This is a genomic window from Brevundimonas sp. KM4, assembly GCF_000964075.1.
Lineage (GTDB): Bacteria > Pseudomonadota > Alphaproteobacteria > Caulobacterales > Caulobacteraceae > Brevundimonas > Brevundimonas huaxiensis.
This window is the reverse complement of sequence record NZ_JZRG01000008.1, coordinates 266,043-285,335: the sequence shown is the minus strand read 5'-3', so window position 1 is coordinate 285,335 and position 19,293 is coordinate 266,043. Positions and strand designations below refer to the sequence as shown.

Sequence of the window (19,293 nt, the reverse complement as noted above, 5' to 3'; positions counted from 1 at the left end):
CCGGAGCCTGCCTATGTCCATCCGTCTGCTGACCGCCAGCGCCGTCGCCCTGGGTCTTGTCGCGTTTATACCGGCGGCCCATGCTCAGGATGCGGCGACGGTGCAGCAGGCGATCGTCGTGCGCGACGCCGCGATGCGCTCGAATATCGCCATGGACTATGTAACCCAGCTGACGACGCGGTTCGGCGCGCGCCCGGCGGGTTCGCGTTCCGAACAGCAGGCCGCCGACTGGGCCGCCGACTATCTGCGCGCCAACGGCTTCCAGAACGTCCGCATCGAAGAGTTCCCGCTGGTCGGCTGGGAGCGGGGCGAAAGCTCGGCCGCCATCGTCGGCGACAACGCCCAGGCCTTGGTCGCCGCCGCCCTGGGCCACTCGCCGGCCACGCCGAGGGGCGGCGTCGAGGCGGAGGTCGTGCGCTTCTCCACCTTCGAGGACCTGCAGGCCGCGCCCGAGGCCGCCGTCCGCGGCAAGATCGTCTATGTCGACCTGGGCCAGATGCACCCGATGCAGGACGGCTCCGGCTATGGTCCCCAGACCCGCGTGCGCGGCGCCGGCCCCGGCGTGGCGGCGGCCAAGGGCGCGGCGGCCTTCGTCATGCGTTCGGTGGGCTCTGACGAAGACCGGATGCCGCACACCGGCACGACCCGCTATGTCGACGGCAAGCCGACCATTCCCGCCTTCGCCCTGGCTGCGCCCGACGCCGATCAGGTCAGCCGCCTGGTCGCCCTGGGCCAGCCGGTGCGCATGCGCCTGACCTCGACCGCCCGCACCTATCGCACCACCAGCCAGAACGTGATCGGCGATCTGCCCGGCGCCACGCGCCCCGACGAGATCATCGTCCTGGGCTCCCACATGGACAGCTGGGACCTGGGCACCGGCGCCATCGATGACGGGGCAGGGGGCGCCATCACCGTCGCCGCCGCCAAAGCCATCGCCGACAGCGGCCGCCGCCCGGCCCGCACCCTGCGCGTCATCTTCTACGGTTCGGAAGAAGTGGCCCAGCCGACCGCCCAGACCGGCAACGGCGGCGGCGTCTATGCGCGCGGCCAGGGCGCGGCGCTGGACAAGCACATCATCGCCGGCGAGAGCGATTTCGGCGCCGACCGCGTCTATGCCCTGCGCCTGCCCGCCGGCGCGCAAGGCTCGGACTTCCAGAAGGCCGCGACCCGTGTCCTCTATCCGATCGGCGTCCTGGCCTCCGATCGCGTCGAGACCGAAGGCGGCGTCGATGTCGGACCGATGGGCCCGCTGGGCGTACCCTTCTTCGGCCTGGCCCAGGACGGAACCCGCTATTTCGATCTGCACCACACCGCCAACGACACCCTGGACAAGATCGACCCGGCGCAACTGAACCAGAACGTCGCCGCCTGGGCGGGCCTCCTGTGGCTGATCGCCGATTCGGACGTGGACTTCCGGGCGATGAGGCCCGCGACCACGCCGTCGACCCCGGCACGCTGACGACTTGGAGACCCGGCCTGGTTCCGTCTATAGGAGCCGGACCGGGCCAGACCGGGCTGCGGGCGTGGCGAAACTGGTAGACGCAGCAGACTTAAAATCTGCCGGACGAAAGTCCTTGCCGGTTCGATCCCGGCCGCCCGCACCACTTCGACAACCCAGCGATCAGAACGGGAAGAAGATCGGGATGGCGACCATGGCGGCGATCCAGGTGATCAGATTCAGGGGCAGGCCGACGCGGACGAAGTCCATGTAGCTGTAGCCGCCCATGTTGAAGACCAGCACATTGGTCTGATAGCCGAACGGGGTGGCGAAGGCGGCAGAGGCCGCCATCATGACGCACACCAGGAAGGGTCGGGGATCGACGCCCAAGCTTTCGGCCAGGGCTACGGCGATGGGGGTGATCAGCACCGCAACGGTGGCATTGGACAGCAGTTCGGTGGCGAAAAGCGTCACGCCGTAAAGCACGATCAAGGCGCCCAGCGGCCCCAGCGGCCGGATCACGCCGATCAGACGATCTGCGCCGGCGGACGCCAGCCCCGTCACCTCGATGGCCGTGCCGACCACGACCATGCCGGCGATCAGCAGCAGGATTTCGGGGCGCAGTCCGGCATAGGCCTCCTCGGGCGTGATGACGCGCAGCAGGATCAGTCCGACGGCGCCGGCGAAGGCCGAGGCGGCGATCGGCGCCCACCCCAGCGCCGCCGACAGGATCACCAGCACAAACACGCCCAGCGAGATCGCAGCCGGCTTCAGCCGTAGCGGACGATCAGCGGCGCCATACAGTTCAACGTCGCCGAGATGCGCATCGCCCGACCCATCGACCTGATTTCGCGATCCGCCCAAGCGCGGCAGGCCGAACGGCAGCAGGCGCTTGCGGCGATTGATGGCTTCGGCCTCTGCGCGACGACGCGCCTCTTCCAGTTCCGCCAGACGTGCGGCTTCCGCCTCGTCCATGGCGACCGATCGACCCAGTTGGCGCGCGCCCACGAAATAGAGCCACAGGCCGCCAACGACCGCGATGGCCAAACCCACGGGCGTGATCTCGAACAGGCCGAAGACCGGCTGGCCTGCGTTGCGGGCCATGTCGTTGACCAGCAGATTGGTCGATGTCCCGATCAGCGTCAGCAGACCGCCCATGACCGTGACGTGGCTGAGCGGCATCAGAAAGCGTTTGGGCGACAGGCGCAGCGACTGGGCCACGTCGCGGATCACCGGCGCGGCCAGAACCACCACAGGGGTGTTGTTCAGGAAGCCGCCGACCGAACCGCACAGGCCGATGACGATCCAGATGCCTCGGGCGCCGATCCGGGCGGAAAGCTGCGTCGCCTGTCGGATCAACCAGCCCAAGAGACCGGACAGTTCGATGGCGTAGGCGATGACGAACAGGCCGGCCAAAGCGATGACGGCGGGACTGGCGAAGGCACCCTGCACCTCGATCGGCCGCACCACGCCCAGCAGCAGGAGGACGGCGGCGCCCGTCAAGGCGACGACATCGGCCCGCATCTTGCCATGGATCAGGACGCCCACGACGGCGACGAGCACAGCGAGGGCGGCGATCTGGTCGAAAGTCATGATGCTGTGCAGACCGTCCCCCATCGTTCGCGTCAACCTTTTTCGGATGAGCGCATCCCCATCAGCGGTTCGCGTGTTAGGGTGGTTCCATGCTCGAAAAGATTGCGTCGCCTCGGTCTTCGATAGTCGCGCTTGCAGCGTCCCTGCTGGTGCTCGCCGCCTGCCAGCGTGAGCCGCAGCCCGCACCCGCTCCGGCTGAGAAAACCGAAACGCCGCCGGTAGTGACCGTCGCGCCTGCGCCGGTGCTGGATCGCGCCGGCCTGCTTGAAGCGATGGACATCGCCGCCTCGGCCTTCGCCGCAGGGCGAGAGGTCGGGGGCGCGTCTCTGGCCGGGCGACGCTTCGTCGTCCGTCAGGCCTTTGGCTGCGGGGCGCCGAGCGACGCTGTCGAGGCTGCGGCTGATGGGCTGGCGACGGTCGCCTGGGCGAAGGATCGCCAAAGGCTGAAGTTCAGTTTGGCGCCGGCGGATTGGCTGCAGTCCGGTGTGGTCGGACGCGACGACAGCGGGCTGGAAGCTGTCGAGGGATTCTGGCTTGCCCGGCCGTGGCTGCTCACCGAGGCCTGCCCGGCGATGGCGCCCACAGCTTCGGCTTCAAGCCAGGCCTCGCCTCAGACGGCGGGGCTGGCCGCCGTGTTCAAGGCGAACGGCGCGCGGACAGGGCGCCGAAACGGCCGCGCCTATGAGTTCACCCTGCGGGGCGAGGACGGCCAACCCCCCGTGCCGTCGGCGCAAGGATACCGTCTCGTCCTCGAAGGCCGGATGACCGCCTTCGCCGACGGCCGCGCCATCCACTGTCGGGCGGCAGCCGCCGATCAAAGGCCGGTTTGTATCGGCGCGGTGCAACTCGACCGCGTCGCCTTCGAAGACGCCGACGGCCAGATGCTCAGCGAATGGCGCGACGGTTAGGTCTAGAACAGACTGACCGGGAAGCCGATCAACCCTGACGACTGCAGGTGCTCGATGCCTTCCATGACGGGGATGGCGGCGAGGAAGACCAGGCCGTCGCGCAGGGTGCGGACGAAGAAGGCGGGACGGACAATCAGTTCCTCGGCGTCGCGCCAGCGGGCAGGATTGGGCAGGAAGCGCGGCGTGCGGGCACAGTAGGCGGCATAGGGCGCGCCGAAATGTTCGGCCAGCCAGGCCTCTTCGCGACCGACCGTGCGTAGGAAGACCAGAAAGGTCGCCACGGCGAAGATCGCGCCGATCGTCACGCTGCCGGTCTGGGCGCCGCCGCCGAAGGCGCCGATGAAGCTGAAGACATAGAGCGGGTTGCGCGTGATGGAAAAGGGGCCGCGATCGACGATCTCTGCCTTCTTGCGTCCGCCGATATAGAGCGAGCACCAGGCGCGGCCGACGATGGCGACGATGATGGCGGCCAGGCCCAGGCCTTCGACGCCTTCATGCCATTCGCCGTCGAGGGCGGCGACCGAGCGCACGCTGGCGGTCAGGACGATGAGGACCAGCAGAACCAGGCCGGCGAACCATTTGCGACGGCGCTGAACGACGTCTAGCGACAGGGCAGGGGGAACAGGGCTCATGATGGATCTGTTCAGTGATGCTGCTGGGCGCGAACAAGCAGGGCGCGGGCCTCAGCCTTGCGACCACGGTCGGCGACGGCGCGGCCTGGGCGGGCAGGGGCGTCGATGGCCTTTTGCAGATAACGGGCGGCGCCGTTCCAGTCGTGTTCGCGCACCAGCAGATCGCCCATGAAGAAGTTGGCGTCGACGTCGTTGGGCGCCATGGCCAGACCGCGCTGGAGGTAGTCGCGGGCGCGCTGGCGGTTGCCGAAACCGATCGGGGCGCCCGGCACCTGGGCGTAGAGCGAACCGAGGCTGACATAGACCGAGCCGTTCAGCGCGCGCGGGTTGATCCGCTCGGCCTGTTCCAGTTCGGTGCGCGCCTCACGCACGAGGCCCAGGGCGCCGATCCCGCCCTTCAATCCCGCTTCCGAAGCGGTGATGATGGCGTCCCAGACCAGAGGTTCGGCGCGGTTGGGGCATTGGGCGACGACAGCGTCGGCCTGGGTGTTCAGCCGCGCCATTTCCGCCATTCGAACGCCTTGCGGGACCTCGAAATTCACGTGGTCCCACGACTGCTGGAGACCGCGCGCGCGGTCGTCGCAGGCGTCGGCGTGGGCGACGGAGGCACCCGTCAGGGGGGCGGCCATCAGGGCCAGGGCGAACAGGGCGGTCTTCATGGCGTGTCTCTCCTTTTGTTCTGTGGTTCAGCCGGCGAACAGGGCGCGGGCCTTCAGGTCGTTGGATTTCAGGGCGCCGTCGATTAGGCCGGGCGCCAGGGCGTTGAGGCGGACGAACAGGCTTTCGGGGAAGCCGAGATAGACGTCGCGGCGATCTGAGCGGATGGCGGCGACGATGCGGTCGGCGATCGGGTCCGGATCGTCCACGGCCATGCCGGTCAGACGCGCATATTCGTCGACCTTGGCGGAGTTGAACGGCGTGGCCACTGCGCGGGGCGCGACATAGGTGACGCCGACGCCAGTGCCGGCCAGTTCGCGGCGCAGCGATTGGCTGAGCGCCCGCATCCCGGCCTTGGCGCTGGAATAGCTGGCGAAGTGGGCGAAGTTGATCGAGCCGAAAATGGAGCCGACATTGGCGATCTGGCCATGCTTGCGCGCCTTCATGCCGGGCAGGACGGCCTGGGCCAGACGCGCCGGCGCGACCAGATTGACCATATAGGTCGCCAGCAGGTGCTCGGGCGTCTGCTGCTCCAGCGGGCCGAAATGCTGGATTCCGGCGATATTGATCAGAGTATCCCAGGCGCGGCCGCCGGCCTGTTCGGCGACGCTGTCGAGGCCCTGCGGAGTGGACAGGTCGCCAACCAGGGTGTGATGGCCCGCCACCGGCGCGCGGGCGACGATCGTGACCCGACCGCCCTCGCGCTCGATCCGCTCGACCACACGACGTCCCAAGGCCCCGGAGCCGCCGGTGATCAGGATGTTGCGATCCTCAAACTGCATCGGCCGTCTCCCGCGCTGCGATGTGGGGGATGGAGGCGAAGACTCCGCCGAACAGGCCGAACATCACCTTGGCCATGTGGACGATGGCGGCGCGGTCGTCGGCGTCCGACACTCCGTCCAGCAGTTGCTTGAGGAACAGGATGTGATCCTGATCCAGAGCCCCGTGGGAAATCAGATAGGTGAAGGCGGCGGGCGGGAGGCCGAGGCTCTGCTGCACGGCCTCGGCGCCGACGCTGGCCAGCTGAATGCTGGTGCCCTCCAGCACATAGACCATGCCGAAGAAGGCCATCGGGTTGATGCGCTGGATGGTGTCATAGGCATAGGCCACCATCAGTTCGGTCGCGACGTTCGGGCCGTGCTGCACGGTCTGATCGGGGTCGCCGCCGGCGGCGCGGATGTCGTTCAGGATCCACTGCTCGTGGCCGGTTTCCTCGGCGATGTAGTCGTCGAGCGCGGCCTTGAACACTGCGTGATCATCGTTCAGCCGCGCGCGGGCGGCCTGCATCAACGGCACGGTGTGGCGGACGTGGTGATAGGCCTGGGCCAGATAGGCGACGTAGGTTTCGCGGCTGATACGGCCGGCCAGACCGTCCCTGATCTGGGGGATGGCGGCGAAGGCGGCCCGCTCGGTTGCGGTCGCGGCGACCAGGGTTTCAAAAAACGACATGCGAACTCTCAGGCGGCTTGCGAGGGGGAGGGGGCGTAGGTGCGCAGCAGGGTCTCGCGACGCGGACGACCGTTGGCCGTGACCTGACCGGCGGCGGGATCGAAGGGCGGGACCAGACGCCAGTCGCCGATGCGGGCGTAGTCGGGCAGGCGGGCGTTGGCGCGCCCGACGGCGGCTTCGACCTGGGCCGGTTCGGCGCCGGGCATCGCCACGATCAGGGCCGACAACGCCGCCTGCGCCTCGCCCATCGCCATGGCCTGAAGGATCTGGGGTTCGGCCAGAAGCTCGCTCTCGACCCATTCGGGCGCGACGTTGCGCCCGAAGGCGGTGATCAGGGTGTTGGCCTTGCGGCCTTCGATGCTGAGCCGTCCGTCGGTGTCGAAGCGGCCGATGTCGCCTGTGTGCAGACGCTCCGGCGCGGGCGCCTGGCCGACGTAGCCGAGGAAAGGATGGGGCGAGACCAGGATTTCGCCGTCGTCAGCCAGATGGACCGCAAGGTGAGGCAGAGGCCGGCCGACCGTGCCGGGGCGGGCGTCGTCCGGGCTGTTGAGCGCCACGACCGAGGCGCATTCGCTGAGGCCATAGCCCTCGACCACGGGCAGGCCGGCGTTGGCGGCGGCCTCCAGCAGGGCCGGGGACACCCGTGCGCCGCCGACCGCGATCATCTCCAGCCGATGATCCAGCCGCATCGCGCCTTGGGCGGCGATCAGGCCGCGCAGCAGTTCGGGAACCAGGATCAGGGTCGTGGCGCCGGTCTGGACGACGGTGGACAGCAGGCGCGCAAAATCGGGGCGGAAGGCCTCGCCCATCCCGGCCTCGGCCAGGCTCGCGGCGTGATAGCGGCCGCCGGCCAGAAGCGTCGCATAGAGGCCGGCGACATTCTCAAGCAGCACCGCCAGCGGCAGCACCGGCAGATGCAGCCCGGCGCGGTCGCGGCCCAGGACCTCAACCAGAGAGGCGGCGACCGCCTCCATCTGATCCTGAGACAGGCAGACGCCTTTGGGCGCACCGGTCGAGCCGGAGGTGTAGGTGATCTTGGCCGTGCCGCGATGCAGATCCCGCACCGGCAGCCCCGTCGGCGTCAGCCGGATGGGCGCGCCGCCCACGGTCAGCTCGCCCGGAGCGCCCGGCGTGATCAGCACCCCCGCGCCGGCGTCGGTCAGGGCATGATCGCGTTGAGCGGCCGTGAAGAAGGGCGGGATCGGCACGCTCGGCCGCTGGGCGAGGATCAGCGCCAGATCGACGACGACCCAGGCTGGCCCGTTGTCGAGCAGGACCCCGACCGGAGATCGGTCGTCGGCCAGGGCGGTCGCCAGCTGACCGACCTGCGCCAGCAAGTCGGCCGCCGTCAGCGAACCTTCGGCCCACTCGATCACCACATCATCGGGCGTGGTGCGGGCGCGACGCGACAGGGCGTCCAGAACGGCGCTCATGAGCGATCCTCGTAGTGCAGGCGGGTGCGGACGGCCCGTCCGACCGGCGCTGTTTCGGAAAAGTGATCCAGCGGCGCGGTCGCCGCGTCGATCGAGCCGGCCAGCACCACAGGATCGGTCTGATAGTAGGCGCCCCAACTGCCGCCGCCGTCGTCCAGGCGGCGCGGATCGGCGCGCGCGAGTTGAAGCGCGCCCAAGCCAGCCTTGTGGAAGATGCGGCGCAGTTCGTCGGTCGCGGTGGCGACGGCGAACCTCAGACCTTCGGACTGCAGATGATGGGCCATGGCGGCGAACAGGAAGACCGTCGCGCCCTGTCCGCTGGAGGCCAGGCTGCCGATCTCGACCACCTGCGCGCGGTCAATGACGGCGCCGATGGCCTGGCTCAGGACGGTCTCGACGGAGCTGTCCAGATATTGCTCCAAATACAGGGGCGCTTCGGCGGCGTGTCGGAAGCCGACGGCGGCGTAGATGACGCCAGCCTCGTCCTGAACGCTCATCAGGGTCGGGAAATGGGCCTGGATCTGGCCGCCATAGGCCTCGGCATAGGCCGCCTCGATGAACTGCTCCACGCGGCGACGTTCGCCTCGGCACGGATCGTCGAACCGGATGATGCGCGACGACAGCGTGCGGCGCGCGCGCGGCTGAACCGGATCGGCGTCTTCGGGCAGGCGGAGTGGAAACATGCGGGCCTCGGGCCAGGGGACTTCGGGCCAGAGACGACGCGGTGCGGCGACCCCCACAAAAAAATCTTTCGCCGTCGCAATCGCGGTTGCCGCAAAGGGCGCAGCAACCCACGATGGGGTGGTGAACGCCTCTTTCGGTCCCCCTCAGCACGACCCAAGCCGACCGGCGCGGCACGCTCTGGCGAACGCGTGGCTGGACAGCCGCCCGGCCTTGGTGCGCTTTCTGACGGCGCGCACGGGATCGTCGGCTGCGGCCGAAGATCTGGCGCAGGATGTCTGGGTGCGGCTGCAGTCGATGACCGAGGAGGCCGCCGCCGAGGTACGCCACCCGCAGGCCTTCCTCTATCGGATCGCCGCAAATTTGGCCCTGGATGCGTCCAAGGCCCAGCGACGCGCGGGCGCGCGCGATCTGGAATGGCGGCGCGCTTCCGCTATCGATGATGCGGCCGAAGCCCAGGATGCGCCGTCGGCCGAGGACGCCGTCTGGGCCAAGCTGAAACTGGAAAAGGTGGTCGCCGCGATCGACCGGATGCCGCCCAAGGCCGCAGAGGCCTTCCGTCTGCACAAGATGGCCGGGCTCAGCCAGGCCGAGGTGGCCAAGCGGATGGGCGTCTCGCGCAGCGCGGTCGAAAAATACGTTTCCGCCTCGCTGAAGGAACTGCTGCTGCGGGTCGGTTGGCCATGACGACCGGATTTCGCCATTTTTCATTGAGGATGCGGCGCGACCGCGTCGTCTCTCCCCCAAAGCCCGCTCGGGCCCGGACCGGATCATGACCCAGGACGCCGTCATCAAGGACGAGGAGATCGCCGCCCAGGCCGCCGCCTGGGTCGTGCGTCTGCGCGCCGATGACGTGACGATTGCGAACATCGACGCGGCGACGGCCTGGCTCGATCAAGACCCGGCCCATCGGCGCGCCTTCGACGAGGCCGAGGGGCTGTGGACCGCTTCGGACGACCTGTCCGACGTTCAGCCGGCGTCGGTCATCGACCTGTCGGCGCATCGCGAGCGGCGCAAGGGACCGGGGCGGCGATGGATGGTGGCCGTCCCGGCGATGGCTGCGGCCCTCGCCGCGGCGATCTTCCTGGGTCCGTTGCTGCAAACCGCGCCGACCGTGGTGTACACCACCGCGCCCGGCGAAACGCGGACGGTGACCCTGGACGACGGATCGCGGCTTCAGATCAACGGCGGCTCGACCCTGTCGGTGAAGATGGAGCGGGGACGGCGTCTGGTGCATATGGATCAGGCCGAGGCGACCTTCGATGTCGCGCATGACGCCGGCCGACCGTTCCTGATCGATGTCGGCGAAAGCCAGGTGCGCGTGGTCGGCACGGCGTTCAACATCCGCAGATCCGCCGATGACACCCAGGTGGCGGTGCTGCGGGGCGTCGTCGAGGTCAGCGACCTGAAACAGCCCGCGCGGCGGGTGCGTCTGACGGTCGGTCAGTCGGTCCAGCGCGACGACGCCGACGACCGCATGACCGTGGCCCCCGTCGATGTCCGCACCGCCGCCGCCTGGACCCAAGGGCGACGAGCCTATGACGATCGGCCGCTGCGAGAGATCGCCGCCGACCTCAGCCGCGCCTTCGCTACGCCGGTGACCGTGGCGCCGAATGCGGCCAACCTGCGCTTCTCCGGCACGCTGGTTCTTGATGACGAAGCGGCGGTGATCGGTCGGCTGGAACGGTTCCTGCCGATCAAGGCCACTCGCGGGCCGCAAGGGGTTCGTCTAGAACGGCGCTGAACCTGCTTCGGACGTCGCCTTTTGGTACGAGCCTTCCTCTGCGCCCTGGTCGTCGTTTGCGGTGTGACCACGCCGTCGATCGGCATGGCCCAAGGGCGTTCGTCGCTTCAGGTGTCGGTTTCGCCTCAGCCGTTGCGGACCGCCGTCCTCGACTTCGGCCTGCAGGCGGGCGTCAGCATCGACGCCGCCGGAACCGAGCGATGCGGCCCCACGCGCGGGGTGAGAGGCCGACTTTCCGTCGACGCCGCCTTGTTTAGATTGATGCTGGGCACGCACTGTGTCGCGACCCGTGTCGGCGACGGCGCCTACAGGATCGTGCGGGTGGCCGCCGCGCCGCCCGTCGTCGCGCGGACGATCTCGACGCCGCCCGCGTCCGTGGCCCCGACGACGCTGGATGAAGTCGTCGTGACGGCGTCACGCACGGACAATCTGCTGCTGTCGCGCGCCCCCTACGGTCTGTCGTCGCTGGATGGGGTGACGCTGGAACGGGCCGGGATCAGCGACCTCGACGGCGTCGCCGCGCGCGTGTCGGGCCTGACGGTCACCAATCTGGGGCCGGGGCGCGACAAGCTCTTCATTCGCGGCCTGGCGGACGGACCCGTTGCGGGACAGGCGCAAAGCCTGATCGGGCTCTATCTCGATGACGTGCGCCTGACCTACGACGCGCCTGACCCGGCGCTGCGTCTGGCCGACATCGAACGGGTCGAGGTCCTGCGTGGGCCGCAGGGGGCGCTGTACGGCGCGGGTTCGATGGGCGGCGTCGTCCAGATGGTCAGCCGCCCGCCGGACCTGGACGGCGTCTATGGACGCGTGACGGCGGAGGGGGCGCTGACGGCCGGCGGCGCGCCGGGCGACGCCGTCGAGCTGATGATCAACGCCCCGATCCTGCGTGATCGCCTGGCGGTCCGGGTCGTCGGCTATGACGAGACGGTCGGGGGCTACGTCGATGATCACGTCCTTGGCCTTAGCAATACCGGCGGCATGCATCGACAGGGGCTGAGGGCGGCGGCGCTGTTTCGTCTGACCCCCGGCTGGACCTTGAAGACGGGATTCCTCGCCCAGACCATCGACGTCGATGACAGCCAGTACGCCAACCTGGGCGCCGACCAACCCTATGCGCGTCGGCGCAGCCTGACGGAGCCCAGCCGCAACGATTTCGACGGCGTCTGGGCCTCGGTGGACGGGGATCTGGGCTGGGCGCGGCTGCGGGCCTCATCCAGCGTTCAGTCGCACGGCCTCGATGCGCGCTACGATGCGACGCCTGCGGCCGGATTGTTCGGGCTTACGGGAACAGCGGCGCTGGACCAGGCCGACGACCTGTCGGCTGCGGTGCATGAGATGCGGTTGAACGGCGACTTCGGCGCGCGACTGAAGTGGAGCGCCGGGCTGTTCTTCTCGGAATATACCCACACCCGCACCGTCGCGATCTCGGACGGGCAGGGCGGGCCGGAGGTCTATCGACAGCACAGGCGCGACCATGTGGATGAGGCGGCTCTGTTCGGCGACGCCGCCTATGCGCTGACCGACCGCCTGAAGATCACGGCCGGCGCGCGCCTGTTACGCATCGGGGTGGAGCATCGCAGCGAAACCGATGGCGATCCGACGCAGGTGTCTGGAGAAGACGCCCTGGTCGATATCACCCCGCGTCTGGTGGTCGAATATGATCGTGGGCCCTTCGTCTTCTACGCGCTGGCGACGGAGGGCTATCGCGGGCCGGGCTTCAACGCCGGCGTCGTGCCGGGCGGCGATCAGCAGCCCGCGCGACAGGTGAAGCCGGACGAGATCGTCGCCGGCGAGGCGGGCGCGCGCTTCGCCCTGTTCGAAGGGCGACTGCGGGGGCGAAGCGCGGTCTTCGTCGCCGATTGGCGCAACATCCAGTCGGACCGGTTCGACGCCCGGGGCCTGCCCTTCACCGCCAATCTGGGCGATGGCCGCAATCGCGGCATCGAGGGCGAGGTCGAATGGCGCGACGGCCCGTGGACGGTTGATGCGCATGCCGTCTTCAATGATCCCGAGTTGACCCGCCCCGACCCCGGTTTCGCGCTGGGGACCGACACGCGACTGCCCGCGGTCGCCGATTTCAGCGTGCAGGCCGGCGTCGTGCATGAGGCGCATCTGGCGCATGCGACGGTGCGATCCGAGCTTCGTCTGGGCTATGTCGGCCCGACCGATATCGCTCTTTCGCCGACCTCCACCGGCGCCTCGGCCGGCTATCTGACCAGTTCGCTGGGCGTCGGCGTCGAGATCGATCGCTGGGCGATCAGGGCGGCGGCGGACAATCTGTTCAACCGCAGCGACGACACCTTCACCTTTGGCAATCCCTTCTACGCCTCGGGCGACATCAGCACGCCGCAACGACCGCTTACCGCCCGCCTGGCCCTGACGGCGCGGTTCTGATCAGGCGGCGATGTGGAACAGGCGGCCCACGCCTGCGGTGATGGCCATGGCGAGCGCGCCCCAGAAAACCACGCGCAGAACCGATCGCCCGATCGGCGCGCCGCCTGCGCGGGCGCCCAGGGCGCCCAGCACGGCCAGACCCAGCAGGGCGGAAGCCGCGACCCAGATCGCCAGCGTGTCCAGCGGCGCGACAGCGGCGACAACCAGAGGCAGGGCGGCCCCGGCCGAGAAGGTGATCGCCGAGGTCAGCGCCGCCTGGATCGGCCGTGCGGTGGTGATCTCAGAAATACCCAGCTCGTCGCGCGCATGGGGGCCCAGCGCGTCATGCGCCATCATCTGGCGCGCCACCTCGGTCGCCAGATCCGGCGCGACGCCTCGCCCGACATAGATGCCGGCCAGTTCGCGCGTCTCCGCCTCATGATCGCCGGCCAGTTCGACCGCCTCACGCGCCAGATCGGCCTTTTCCGTGTCGGACTGCGAACTGACCGAGACATATTCGCCCGCCGCCATCGACATGGCGCCCGCCGCCAGTCCTGCCACGCCCGCGATCAATATGCCGCCATGACTGGTCGCCGCCGCCGCGACGCCCACCACCAGACTGGCCGTCGACACCAGCCCGTCATTGGCCCCCAACACCGCCGCCCTAAGCCAGCCGATCCGATCGACCCGATGGGTTTCGCTGTGGGGCATGCGCCTTCTCCATAATCGCCGCATTGAGCATGGACCGCGCGTTGGCCTGAAGCTAGACGCGGCGGTTGAATTCCGACGATCCGGGCAACTTCGCGCGCCTTGCGACAACCGCTATGCTGCCGCGATGAGTCGGGCCGCGTCATGATCAAATATATCGGCTCCAAGCGCGCCTTGCTGGGGCATGTGACGGGTGCGGTGGCGGGGGTGCTGCCGCAGGGCGGGCGGGTGTGCGATCTGTTCTCGGGCACGGCGAGGGTCGGGCACGCCCTGAAGAAGCAGGGGTTTCAGGTCTGGTCGAACGACCTGAACGCCTATGCCCACGCCCTGGCGACGACCTATGTTCAGGCGGATCGGGAGCGGTGGATCGAGCGGGCCGAGGGCGTGCTGGCCGAGCTGCGGACGGTCAAGCCCGAGGCGGGCTGGTTCACCCAGGCCTTTTGTCAGGATGCGCGGTATTTCCATCCCGACAACGGGGCGCGGATCGACGCCATGCGCGACCGGATCGAGGCGATGGGACTGGAGCCGGAACTCAAGGCCATCGCCCTGGTCAGCCTGATGGAGGCGGCGGATCGGGTGGATTCCACCGCCGGGGTCCAGATGGCCTATATGAAGCAGTGGGCGCCGAGGGCGTTGAAGACGCTGGAGCTGCGCAGCCCGGACCTGGTTCCGGCGGTGGACGGGCCATGCCGAGCGACGCAGGGCGATGCGGTCGAGATCGCTGAACAGATCGAGGCGGACCTGGTTTATCTAGACCCGCCGTACAACCAGCATTCCTATCTTGGGAACTACCATTGCTGGGAGAGCCTGGTGCTGTGGGACCGGCCCGAGACCTATGGCGTGGCCAACAAGCGGGTGGACGTGAGGACGCGCAAGAGCGCCTTCAACAGCCGGCCCGGCATCGGCCCGGCGCTGCGGTCCGTGATCGAGCGGGTCAAGGCGCCGAACCTGATCGTCAGCTTCAACGACGAGGGGTATCTGAGCCGCGCGGACCTGGTCGAGATGCTGTCGGCGCGGGGTCATGTGCAGGTCTTGGAGGTGGCGCATCCCCGCTATGTCGGCGCCCGGATCGGGATCCATAATCCCAAGGGCGAGAAGGTCGGGCAGATCGGGCGGCTCAAGAATGTCGAGCACCTGTTCGTGGTCACCGAGCGGCCGGTGTCCCTGCCCGTTGCTGCATAGACACCGACGAAAACAACGGAGGGTAGGGCGGAACGCGAATCGCTGCGTGCCGTTGTGGGACTATGCAACCGCACCCGTACACCGCCCCCAAGACCGATCGCCCCGACGACTACCGTGTGCGTCCGGCGGCCGAGCCGCGCTCGTGGGCGCCGCGGACGGCGGATGCGACCTTCACCCACAACGCCGCACGCTACACGCGGTCGGTCGAAGCGGCTCAACCCATCGAGCAGATCGATGTCGAGCCCGAGGTGGCGCCGCCGCCGCGCTGGATGATGGCGATCGCCGGGGCGGCTGTGGCGGCCCTGATGGGCGCGCTGCTGGGCGGCTTCCTGCACATCTGAGAGGGCGTCAGGCCTCCTGCAACAGCGCCTTGATCGGCGACCAGCTGCGCCGGTGGGCGGGGCAGGGGCCCAGGGTTTTCAAGGCGTTCTGATGGATTGGCGCGTTGTAGCCCTTGTGGCTGGCGAAGCCGTAGCCGGGGTATTGGGCATCCAAATCGATCATCAACCGGTCTCGTGCGGTCTTGGCCAGGATCGAGGCCGCCGCGATGGATAGCGACAGTCCATCGCCGCCGACGACCGTCTGGATTTCGCACGGAAGCTTGAAGCGATAGTTGCCATCGACCAGGGCGGCGACCGGTTGGACCTGCAAGGCCTCGATGGCGCGGCACATGGCCAGGCCCGTGGCATGCAGGATGTTCAGCTCCTCGATCTCGTCCACCGAGGCGAAGCCGACACCCCAGGCGACGGCGCGGGCCTTGATCTCGGGCTCCAAGGCGGCGCGGCGCTTTTCGGTCAGGGCCTTGGAATCGTCGATGCCGGGCGGCAGGTCGTCAGGGTTCAGGATCACGGCCGCCGCCGAGACCGGCCCGGCCCAGGGACCACGTCCGGCCTCGTCCACGCCGCAGACGAGGCCGCCGACACGCTGGATCAGCACGGTTTCCAGCGCGAGCGTCGGGAAGGCTTTCGGGTTTGCGGGGGCTTTAGCCATGGTCCGCCATCGCACGAACCTGGGCGTGACGGAAGCAGGTCGTCTGGTGATCGTTGACCATGCCGACGGCCTGCATGAAGGCAACTACAGTTCTGCAAATGAGAGTAGTCGCTTAAATCAGTTCGAAATGGGGGAGATCGCGGATGCCGCCGGTCCAATCTCCACCCCAAGCGATTTTCACGCCTTCCAGATGGGCGGCGCGCTTCATGGCTGCGGCGATGTCGGCGAACTTCTTCTCGGTGTCCCAATCGACGGGGAACGGCACGATGTCCACGGCATGGCCGAAGCCGTCTGCATGGACGCGGTGGTTCGACGCCAGCGGGTTATTAAGGAAGGTCACCTTGCGGAGCGCGGGCTTGGCGTAGATCGCAGGGACGCCCTTGGCGGCGCATTGGGCGACCGTTCGGCCCTTTCCGTAGTTCTCCCACATCTGTTCCTTGGTGCGGACGCCTTGGATCACCACGAAATCTTGGGTGGTGTGGGTGATGGCCCGTTTGACGACACGGACAAGTCGGGGTTCGACGCCGATCAGGGCGTCGGTGGAGCGTTTCGAGAGAGTGTAAGGCACACCGTATTTATTGAAGAGGGTTTCGTCCGCTCTCGCCGATGAAGTTTCGCAGGAGAACGCTCAAGCTGAGGGGTCGAGAGCGGACGAAGGGGTTTGGCTGGTCGCGTCGAGGGCGTCGGCGAAGCCCCTCGCGATAAGCGAAATCCCAACGACCGTTCTCGTTCGTGACGTTGTAGTTCACCCGGCCGCTGGAGACGTAGAAATACCAGCGCGGACCGTTCTCGGACGGAACAATGAAGCCGCCGCCATTACGTCCGCCGACGCGACCGTTGGTGTAGAACCCTGACATGAAATATTTCTCGCCAGCGCCACCCAAGACGACCGTGGTGTCGGCGTCGAGAGCCGTTTGCGAGCCATTCCAGTGGTTGGTTTGCCAGAGGTCGCCGTTCACCCGGTCGATGGGCGGAAGCGTGATTAGGCAAGGACGTTCGGCGTAGTAAGACTCCGCAGTGCAAGCGATGCAGATGCGACCGCCCGCGTCGAAGCCGACAGCCATCATGTCGCCGAGGATCGGCGTGGGGACCACGCGCGAGCCATAGTAGACCAGATCATCGCCCACGATCTCATAGATCATGAAACCGGTGATGAAGTTGGCGTTGTAATAGCCGATGTTGACGATGACGAAGTTCGTTCCCGGCAGGTCATCCATCGAGTGAGCGGCGTTGAGAAACAGCCCATGGTTCGGATGATGGGCGTCGAAATCGTCCTTGAACTTTGAGACCGGCACACTCTTGACGATGGACCCGTTCTCGGTCGCCAAGATGTCGCAGCCTCTACCCTTGCGGAAGTAGATGGCGCGGTGACCGTCGCGAGAGATCGTGACCGGATAAGAGTTCCGGCCATTGTATTGGTTCGGTTGGCCAGCGAACGCGCTGACGACGTTCGGCTCTTCGAACTCGAAAGCAGGACCACTCGGTGCTTCGCCCTCGACCGTGGGGAACGGCAGGGTGGAGTGGACGTAGCCTTGGTCGTCATTGTAGCGGGCCAGACCCTTGGTGATCCGCACTTCATCGAACTGACCGCTGCCTCCAGCGGTGTCGCCTTCCATGAAGCCGTTCAGCGTCAGGGGTGCGTTCGAGGCGAAGAGCGGGCCGGAGACGGTCTGCTTCATCACCATTTCGCCGTTGCGGTAGACGCGGATGATGTCGCCGCCGCGTTCGATGCAGATCGAGTTCCAGCCGGGTTCGAGAGCCGCGAAATCCTCTTGATCCACCATGTCGGCCGACGCGCCGTTGGACGACACCTTGGCGAAGAGTTGGAAGTTCTTGAGGCCGAGCGTCCAAGACCGCTGGTTCGTCTGATCGCCGTATTGGCCGATCAGGTAGTGGGGCGGCGCTTCGTCTTCCGACAGGTAGCGAAGCTCAACGGTGAAATCGCCTGATCCGAAGGCCGAGGGCGCGGTGTCGGTCGCCAGATAGTCTTCGTGGCGAAGGCGGACGGTCGTGCCGAAACCGGTCGGTCCAATCGGATAGTCGAGGCTCATGAGGTCGCCGTTGAAGGCGATGTTCTCGGAGCCGTAGTTCGGCATGGGCGAGCCTTCAACGAACCCGTCGAACTGCGTCAGCATCGTCACCTTGTCGAAGTGCGGATCGCCGGTGTTCGGCTCTTCGCCGCCGTCGCCGGGATCGGTCGGGGTGATCGGGCCGGTGTAGGGATGCGGGCGCGTCTCAACGATGACCTTGTTGACGTTGCCGTCCTTCACGCCGCCTTCGATCACGATGGCAGGGATGTGGGTGTGCGGACGCTCTTCGAAGATGCCGGGTGCGACTTCGAGGACGCGCGGGCCAACGATCTTGTTGTCCACGATGTCCCAATCCAGCGTGTCAGGGCTTACGTTGGGTGGAGCCGGAATAACGGGCGTAGGCGAGGACTTTCATGATCCCCACATACCCCGCGCCGTTAGTTTGTCAAACTGTAGCCGCCCTCATGAAGGCGTAGACGATGACCGGGCCGCAGAAGTTGAATCCGCGCTTCTTCAGCGCCTTGGCCATGGCGACGGACTGTTCGGTCTGGGTCGGGGCTTGGCGATAGTCGGCGTAGGGGGTCTGGATCGGTTCGCCGCCGACGAAGGACCAGAGCCAGGCGGAGAAGTCCTCGCCGTCATCGCGCATCTGGAGCCAGATCTGGGCGCCTCGGATAGCGGCGTTGATCTTGGCGCGCGAGCGGATGATGCGCGGATCGTTCAGCAGGCGCTGGATATCAGCCTCGTCGTAGCGGGCGACGATCTCGGGATCGAAACCATCGAAAGCGTCGCGGATGCCCTCGCGTTTTCTGAGGATGGTGATCCAGGCGAGACCGGCCTGAAAGCCGTCGAGCACCAGCTTTTCCCACAGGGCGCGAGGATCGCGCTCGGGCACGCCCCATTCGGTGTCGTGATAGGCGACATAGAGGGGGTCGGTCCCGCACCAGCCGCAGCGGCCGCCGGGAACCTCGGGGGCGTGTGAGTCGATCATGGCGTTAAGTTGCCAGTCTGTTCCGATTGAAGAAAGGGCGTTCGGCGTCGGGGCGACGGAGGAAAAACACCGTCTAAAGTGTCTAATTCGTCTAATCTCAGGGCGGTGGTTGGAAATTGCACTGCACCTCAAGAACGCGTGCAAAGTGCAAGAAAGTGCAATTTCGAGGTGTGAAGTTGGATGGCGGAAAAGCAGTCCAATGAATCCAGATCTTCATCTCCCTTGATCGTCAAACTGCGCATTGTAAGGGCGCTTGAGGGGAAGGGATGTCGATTGACGCTGCTGAAGGCCAAGCGACTGAAGTCCTTTGAAATATCCTGCGCGAATAGGATGTATCTCGTCTCCTCCCCATGAAATGGGGAGGGGGACCGCAAAGCGGTGGAGGGGCTCTTTGAAGTCCCACAGGCGGCGGTGAGGCGGCTAAGAGCCCCTTCGTCACGGCGCAAGAGCGCCGCGCCACCTCCCCATCGCTACGCGATAG

General features: G+C 67.3%; 20 protein-coding genes and 1 tRNA gene. 8 read left to right on the top strand and 13 right to left on the bottom strand.

Annotated features, from left to right (window positions below; all coding sequences use genetic code 11):
- The first annotated feature begins 13 nt into the window (after nt 1–13).
- Nucleotides 14–1,459: a M20/M25/M40 family metallo-hydrolase gene (locus VH88_RS05740; protein WP_052689502.1), complete on the top strand. Its 1,446-nt coding sequence runs from the start codon at nt 14–16 to the stop codon at nt 1,457–1,459.
- Between the two features lie 58 nt (nt 1,460–1,517).
- A tRNA-Leu gene (locus tag VH88_RS05735) sits at nt 1,518–1,604 on the top strand.
- A gap of 17 nt (nt 1,605–1,621) precedes the next feature.
- Here VH88_RS05735 and VH88_RS05730 read toward each other — a convergent pair.
- Nucleotides 1,622–3,031, bottom strand: coding sequence for an SLC13 family permease (locus VH88_RS05730; protein WP_045810519.1), 1,410 nt, complete (start codon nt 3,029–3,031; stop codon nt 1,622–1,624).
- An 89-nt stretch (nt 3,032–3,120) separates the two neighbouring features.
- Here VH88_RS05730 and VH88_RS05725 point away from each other — a divergent pair, with 89 nt between their 5' ends.
- Entirely contained in the window at nt 3,121–3,939 is an 819-nt protein-coding gene (locus VH88_RS05725) for a hypothetical protein (RefSeq protein WP_045810376.1), read from the top strand.
- A 2-nt stretch (nt 3,940–3,941) separates the two neighbouring features.
- Here VH88_RS05725 and VH88_RS05720 read toward each other — a convergent pair whose 3' ends face one another.
- From VH88_RS05720 to VH88_RS05695, 6 genes are read right to left on the bottom strand one after another with little or no spacing between them, the layout of a single operon-like run.
- Complete coding sequence (locus tag VH88_RS05720) at nt 3,942–4,571, bottom strand: isoprenylcysteine carboxylmethyltransferase family protein (protein ID WP_045810375.1); 630 nt, start codon at nt 4,569–4,571, stop codon at nt 3,942–3,944.
- An 11-nt stretch (nt 4,572–4,582) separates the two neighbouring features.
- Nucleotides 4,583–5,230, bottom strand: coding sequence for a lipopolysaccharide assembly protein LapB (locus VH88_RS05715; RefSeq protein ID WP_052689501.1), 648 nt, complete (start codon nt 5,228–5,230; stop codon nt 4,583–4,585).
- 27 nt (nt 5,231–5,257) lie between these two features.
- Nucleotides 5,258–6,010 carry an SDR family NAD(P)-dependent oxidoreductase gene (locus tag VH88_RS05710; RefSeq protein ID WP_045810374.1) on the bottom strand — a complete coding sequence of 251 codons (753 nt, stop codon included), beginning with the start codon at nt 6,008–6,010 and terminating at the stop codon, nt 5,258–5,260.
- Nucleotides 6,000–6,677, bottom strand: coding sequence for a TenA family transcriptional regulator (locus VH88_RS05705; protein WP_045810373.1), 678 nt, complete (start codon nt 6,675–6,677; stop codon nt 6,000–6,002). The genes VH88_RS05710 and VH88_RS05705 overlap by 11 nt, the downstream gene beginning before the upstream one ends.
- An 8-nt stretch (nt 6,678–6,685) precedes the next feature.
- Nucleotides 6,686–8,110: an AMP-binding protein gene (locus VH88_RS05700; protein WP_045810372.1), complete on the bottom strand. Its 1,425-nt coding sequence runs from the start codon at nt 8,108–8,110 to the stop codon at nt 6,686–6,688.
- Nucleotides 8,107–8,793: a thermostable hemolysin gene (locus VH88_RS05695; RefSeq protein WP_045810371.1), complete on the bottom strand. Its 687-nt coding sequence runs from the start codon at nt 8,791–8,793 to the stop codon at nt 8,107–8,109. The genes VH88_RS05700 and VH88_RS05695 overlap by 4 nt, the downstream gene beginning before the upstream one ends.
- Before the next feature lie 121 nt (nt 8,794–8,914).
- Here VH88_RS05695 and VH88_RS05690 point away from each other — a divergent pair, with 121 nt between their 5' ends.
- From VH88_RS05690 to VH88_RS05680, 3 genes are all read left to right on the top strand, one after another.
- Nucleotides 8,915–9,478, top strand: a complete 564-nt coding sequence (locus VH88_RS05690; RefSeq protein ID WP_231576583.1) for an RNA polymerase sigma factor — start codon at nt 8,915–8,917, stop codon at nt 9,476–9,478.
- Between the two features lie 85 nt (nt 9,479–9,563).
- Nucleotides 9,564–10,535 carry a FecR domain-containing protein gene (locus VH88_RS05685; protein ID WP_045810370.1) on the top strand — a complete coding sequence of 324 codons (972 nt, stop codon included), beginning with the start codon at nt 9,564–9,566 and terminating at the stop codon, nt 10,533–10,535.
- A 21-nt stretch (nt 10,536–10,556) separates the two neighbouring features.
- A complete protein-coding gene (locus tag VH88_RS05680; protein WP_156146760.1) occupies nt 10,557–12,932 on the top strand; it encodes a TonB-dependent receptor in 2,376 nt (791 codons plus the stop codon).
- Here the strand turns inward: VH88_RS05680 and VH88_RS05675 are convergent, their stop codons facing one another.
- On the bottom strand, nt 12,933–13,622 hold the full coding sequence (locus VH88_RS05675; RefSeq protein ID WP_045810369.1) for a VIT family protein: 690 nt from the start codon (nt 13,620–13,622) through the stop codon (nt 12,933–12,935). It lies immediately after the preceding gene.
- Nucleotides 13,623–13,763: 141 nt separating this feature from the next.
- Between VH88_RS05675 and VH88_RS05670 the strand changes: the two genes are divergently transcribed.
- The gene (locus tag VH88_RS05670) at nt 13,764–14,801 is read left to right on the top strand and encodes a DNA adenine methylase (RefSeq protein ID WP_045810368.1); all 1,038 of its coding nucleotides are present in this window, start codon (nt 13,764–13,766) and stop codon (nt 14,799–14,801) included.
- 62 nt (nt 14,802–14,863) lie between these two features.
- Complete coding sequence (locus tag VH88_RS05665; RefSeq protein WP_045810367.1) at nt 14,864–15,142, top strand: hypothetical protein; 279 nt, start codon at nt 14,864–14,866, stop codon at nt 15,140–15,142.
- 7 nt (nt 15,143–15,149) lie between these two features.
- Here VH88_RS05665 and VH88_RS05660 read toward each other — a convergent pair whose 3' ends face one another.
- The 5 genes from VH88_RS05660 to VH88_RS05645 all read right to left on the bottom strand — a co-directional run bounded on the left by VH88_RS05660 (nt 15,150) and on the right by VH88_RS05645 (nt 18,812).
- Complete coding sequence (locus tag VH88_RS05660) at nt 15,150–15,791, bottom strand: ribonuclease HII (protein WP_045810366.1); 642 nt, start codon at nt 15,789–15,791, stop codon at nt 15,150–15,152.
- On the bottom strand, nt 15,784–15,891 hold the full coding sequence (locus tag VH88_RS16590) for a DNA-3-methyladenine glycosylase I (protein WP_255360394.1): 108 nt from the start codon (nt 15,889–15,891) through the stop codon (nt 15,784–15,786). The genes VH88_RS05660 and VH88_RS16590 overlap by 8 nt, the downstream gene beginning before the upstream one ends.
- A 12-nt stretch (nt 15,892–15,903) precedes the next feature.
- Nucleotides 15,904–16,359: a M15 family metallopeptidase gene (locus VH88_RS05655; protein WP_045810365.1), complete on the bottom strand. Its 456-nt coding sequence runs from the start codon at nt 16,357–16,359 to the stop codon at nt 15,904–15,906.
- Nucleotides 16,360–16,366: 7 nt separating this feature from the next.
- Entirely contained in the window at nt 16,367–18,163 is a 1,797-nt protein-coding gene (locus VH88_RS05650; RefSeq protein ID WP_045810364.1) for a LamG-like jellyroll fold domain-containing protein, read from the bottom strand.
- A 103-nt stretch (nt 18,164–18,266) separates the two neighbouring features.
- Entirely contained in the window at nt 18,267–18,812 is a 546-nt protein-coding gene (locus tag VH88_RS05645) for a DNA-3-methyladenine glycosylase I (protein ID WP_045810363.1), read from the bottom strand.
- Nucleotides 18,813–19,293 lie beyond the last annotated feature (481 nt).

What these genes read in the sequence shown, in the direction of transcription:
- VH88_RS05665 (WP_045810367.1), top strand. Translation starts at nt 14,864, where the DNA reads ATGCAACCGCACCCGTACACCGCCCCCAAGACCGATCGCCCCGACGAC.
- VH88_RS05710 (WP_045810374.1), bottom strand. Translation starts at nt 6,010, where the DNA reads ATGCAGTTTGAGGATCGCAACATCCTGATCACCGGCGGCTCCGGGGCC.
- VH88_RS05715 (WP_052689501.1), bottom strand. Translation starts at nt 5,230, where the DNA reads ATGAAGACCGCCCTGTTCGCCCTGGCCCTGATGGCCGCCCCCCTGACG.
- VH88_RS05705 (WP_045810373.1), bottom strand. Translation starts at nt 6,677, where the DNA reads ATGTCGTTTTTTGAAACCCTGGTCGCCGCGACCGCAACCGAGCGGGCC.
- VH88_RS05695 (WP_045810371.1), bottom strand. Translation starts at nt 8,793, where the DNA reads ATGTTTCCACTCCGCCTGCCCGAAGACGCCGATCCGGTTCAGCCGCGC.
- VH88_RS05660 (WP_045810366.1), bottom strand. Translation starts at nt 15,791, where the DNA reads ATGGCTAAAGCCCCCGCAAACCCGAAAGCCTTCCCGACGCTCGCGCTG.
- VH88_RS05685 (WP_045810370.1), top strand. Translation starts at nt 9,564, where the DNA reads ATGACCCAGGACGCCGTCATCAAGGACGAGGAGATCGCCGCCCAGGCC.
- VH88_RS05700 (WP_045810372.1), bottom strand. Translation starts at nt 8,110, where the DNA reads ATGAGCGCCGTTCTGGACGCCCTGTCGCGTCGCGCCCGCACCACGCCC.
- VH88_RS05740 (WP_052689502.1), top strand. Translation starts at nt 14, where the DNA reads ATGTCCATCCGTCTGCTGACCGCCAGCGCCGTCGCCCTGGGTCTTGTC.
- VH88_RS05725 (WP_045810376.1), top strand. Translation starts at nt 3,121, where the DNA reads ATGCTCGAAAAGATTGCGTCGCCTCGGTCTTCGATAGTCGCGCTTGCA.
- VH88_RS05730 (WP_045810519.1), bottom strand. Translation starts at nt 3,031, where the DNA reads ATGACTTTCGACCAGATCGCCGCCCTCGCTGTGCTCGTCGCCGTCGTG.
- VH88_RS05675 (WP_045810369.1), bottom strand. Translation starts at nt 13,622, where the DNA reads ATGCCCCACAGCGAAACCCATCGGGTCGATCGGATCGGCTGGCTTAGG.
- VH88_RS05645 (WP_045810363.1), bottom strand. Translation starts at nt 18,812, where the DNA reads ATGATCGACTCACACGCCCCCGAGGTTCCCGGCGGCCGCTGCGGCTGG.
- VH88_RS05670 (WP_045810368.1), top strand. Translation starts at nt 13,764, where the DNA reads ATGATCAAATATATCGGCTCCAAGCGCGCCTTGCTGGGGCATGTGACG.
- VH88_RS05720 (WP_045810375.1), bottom strand. Translation starts at nt 4,571, where the DNA reads ATGAGCCCTGTTCCCCCTGCCCTGTCGCTAGACGTCGTTCAGCGCCGT.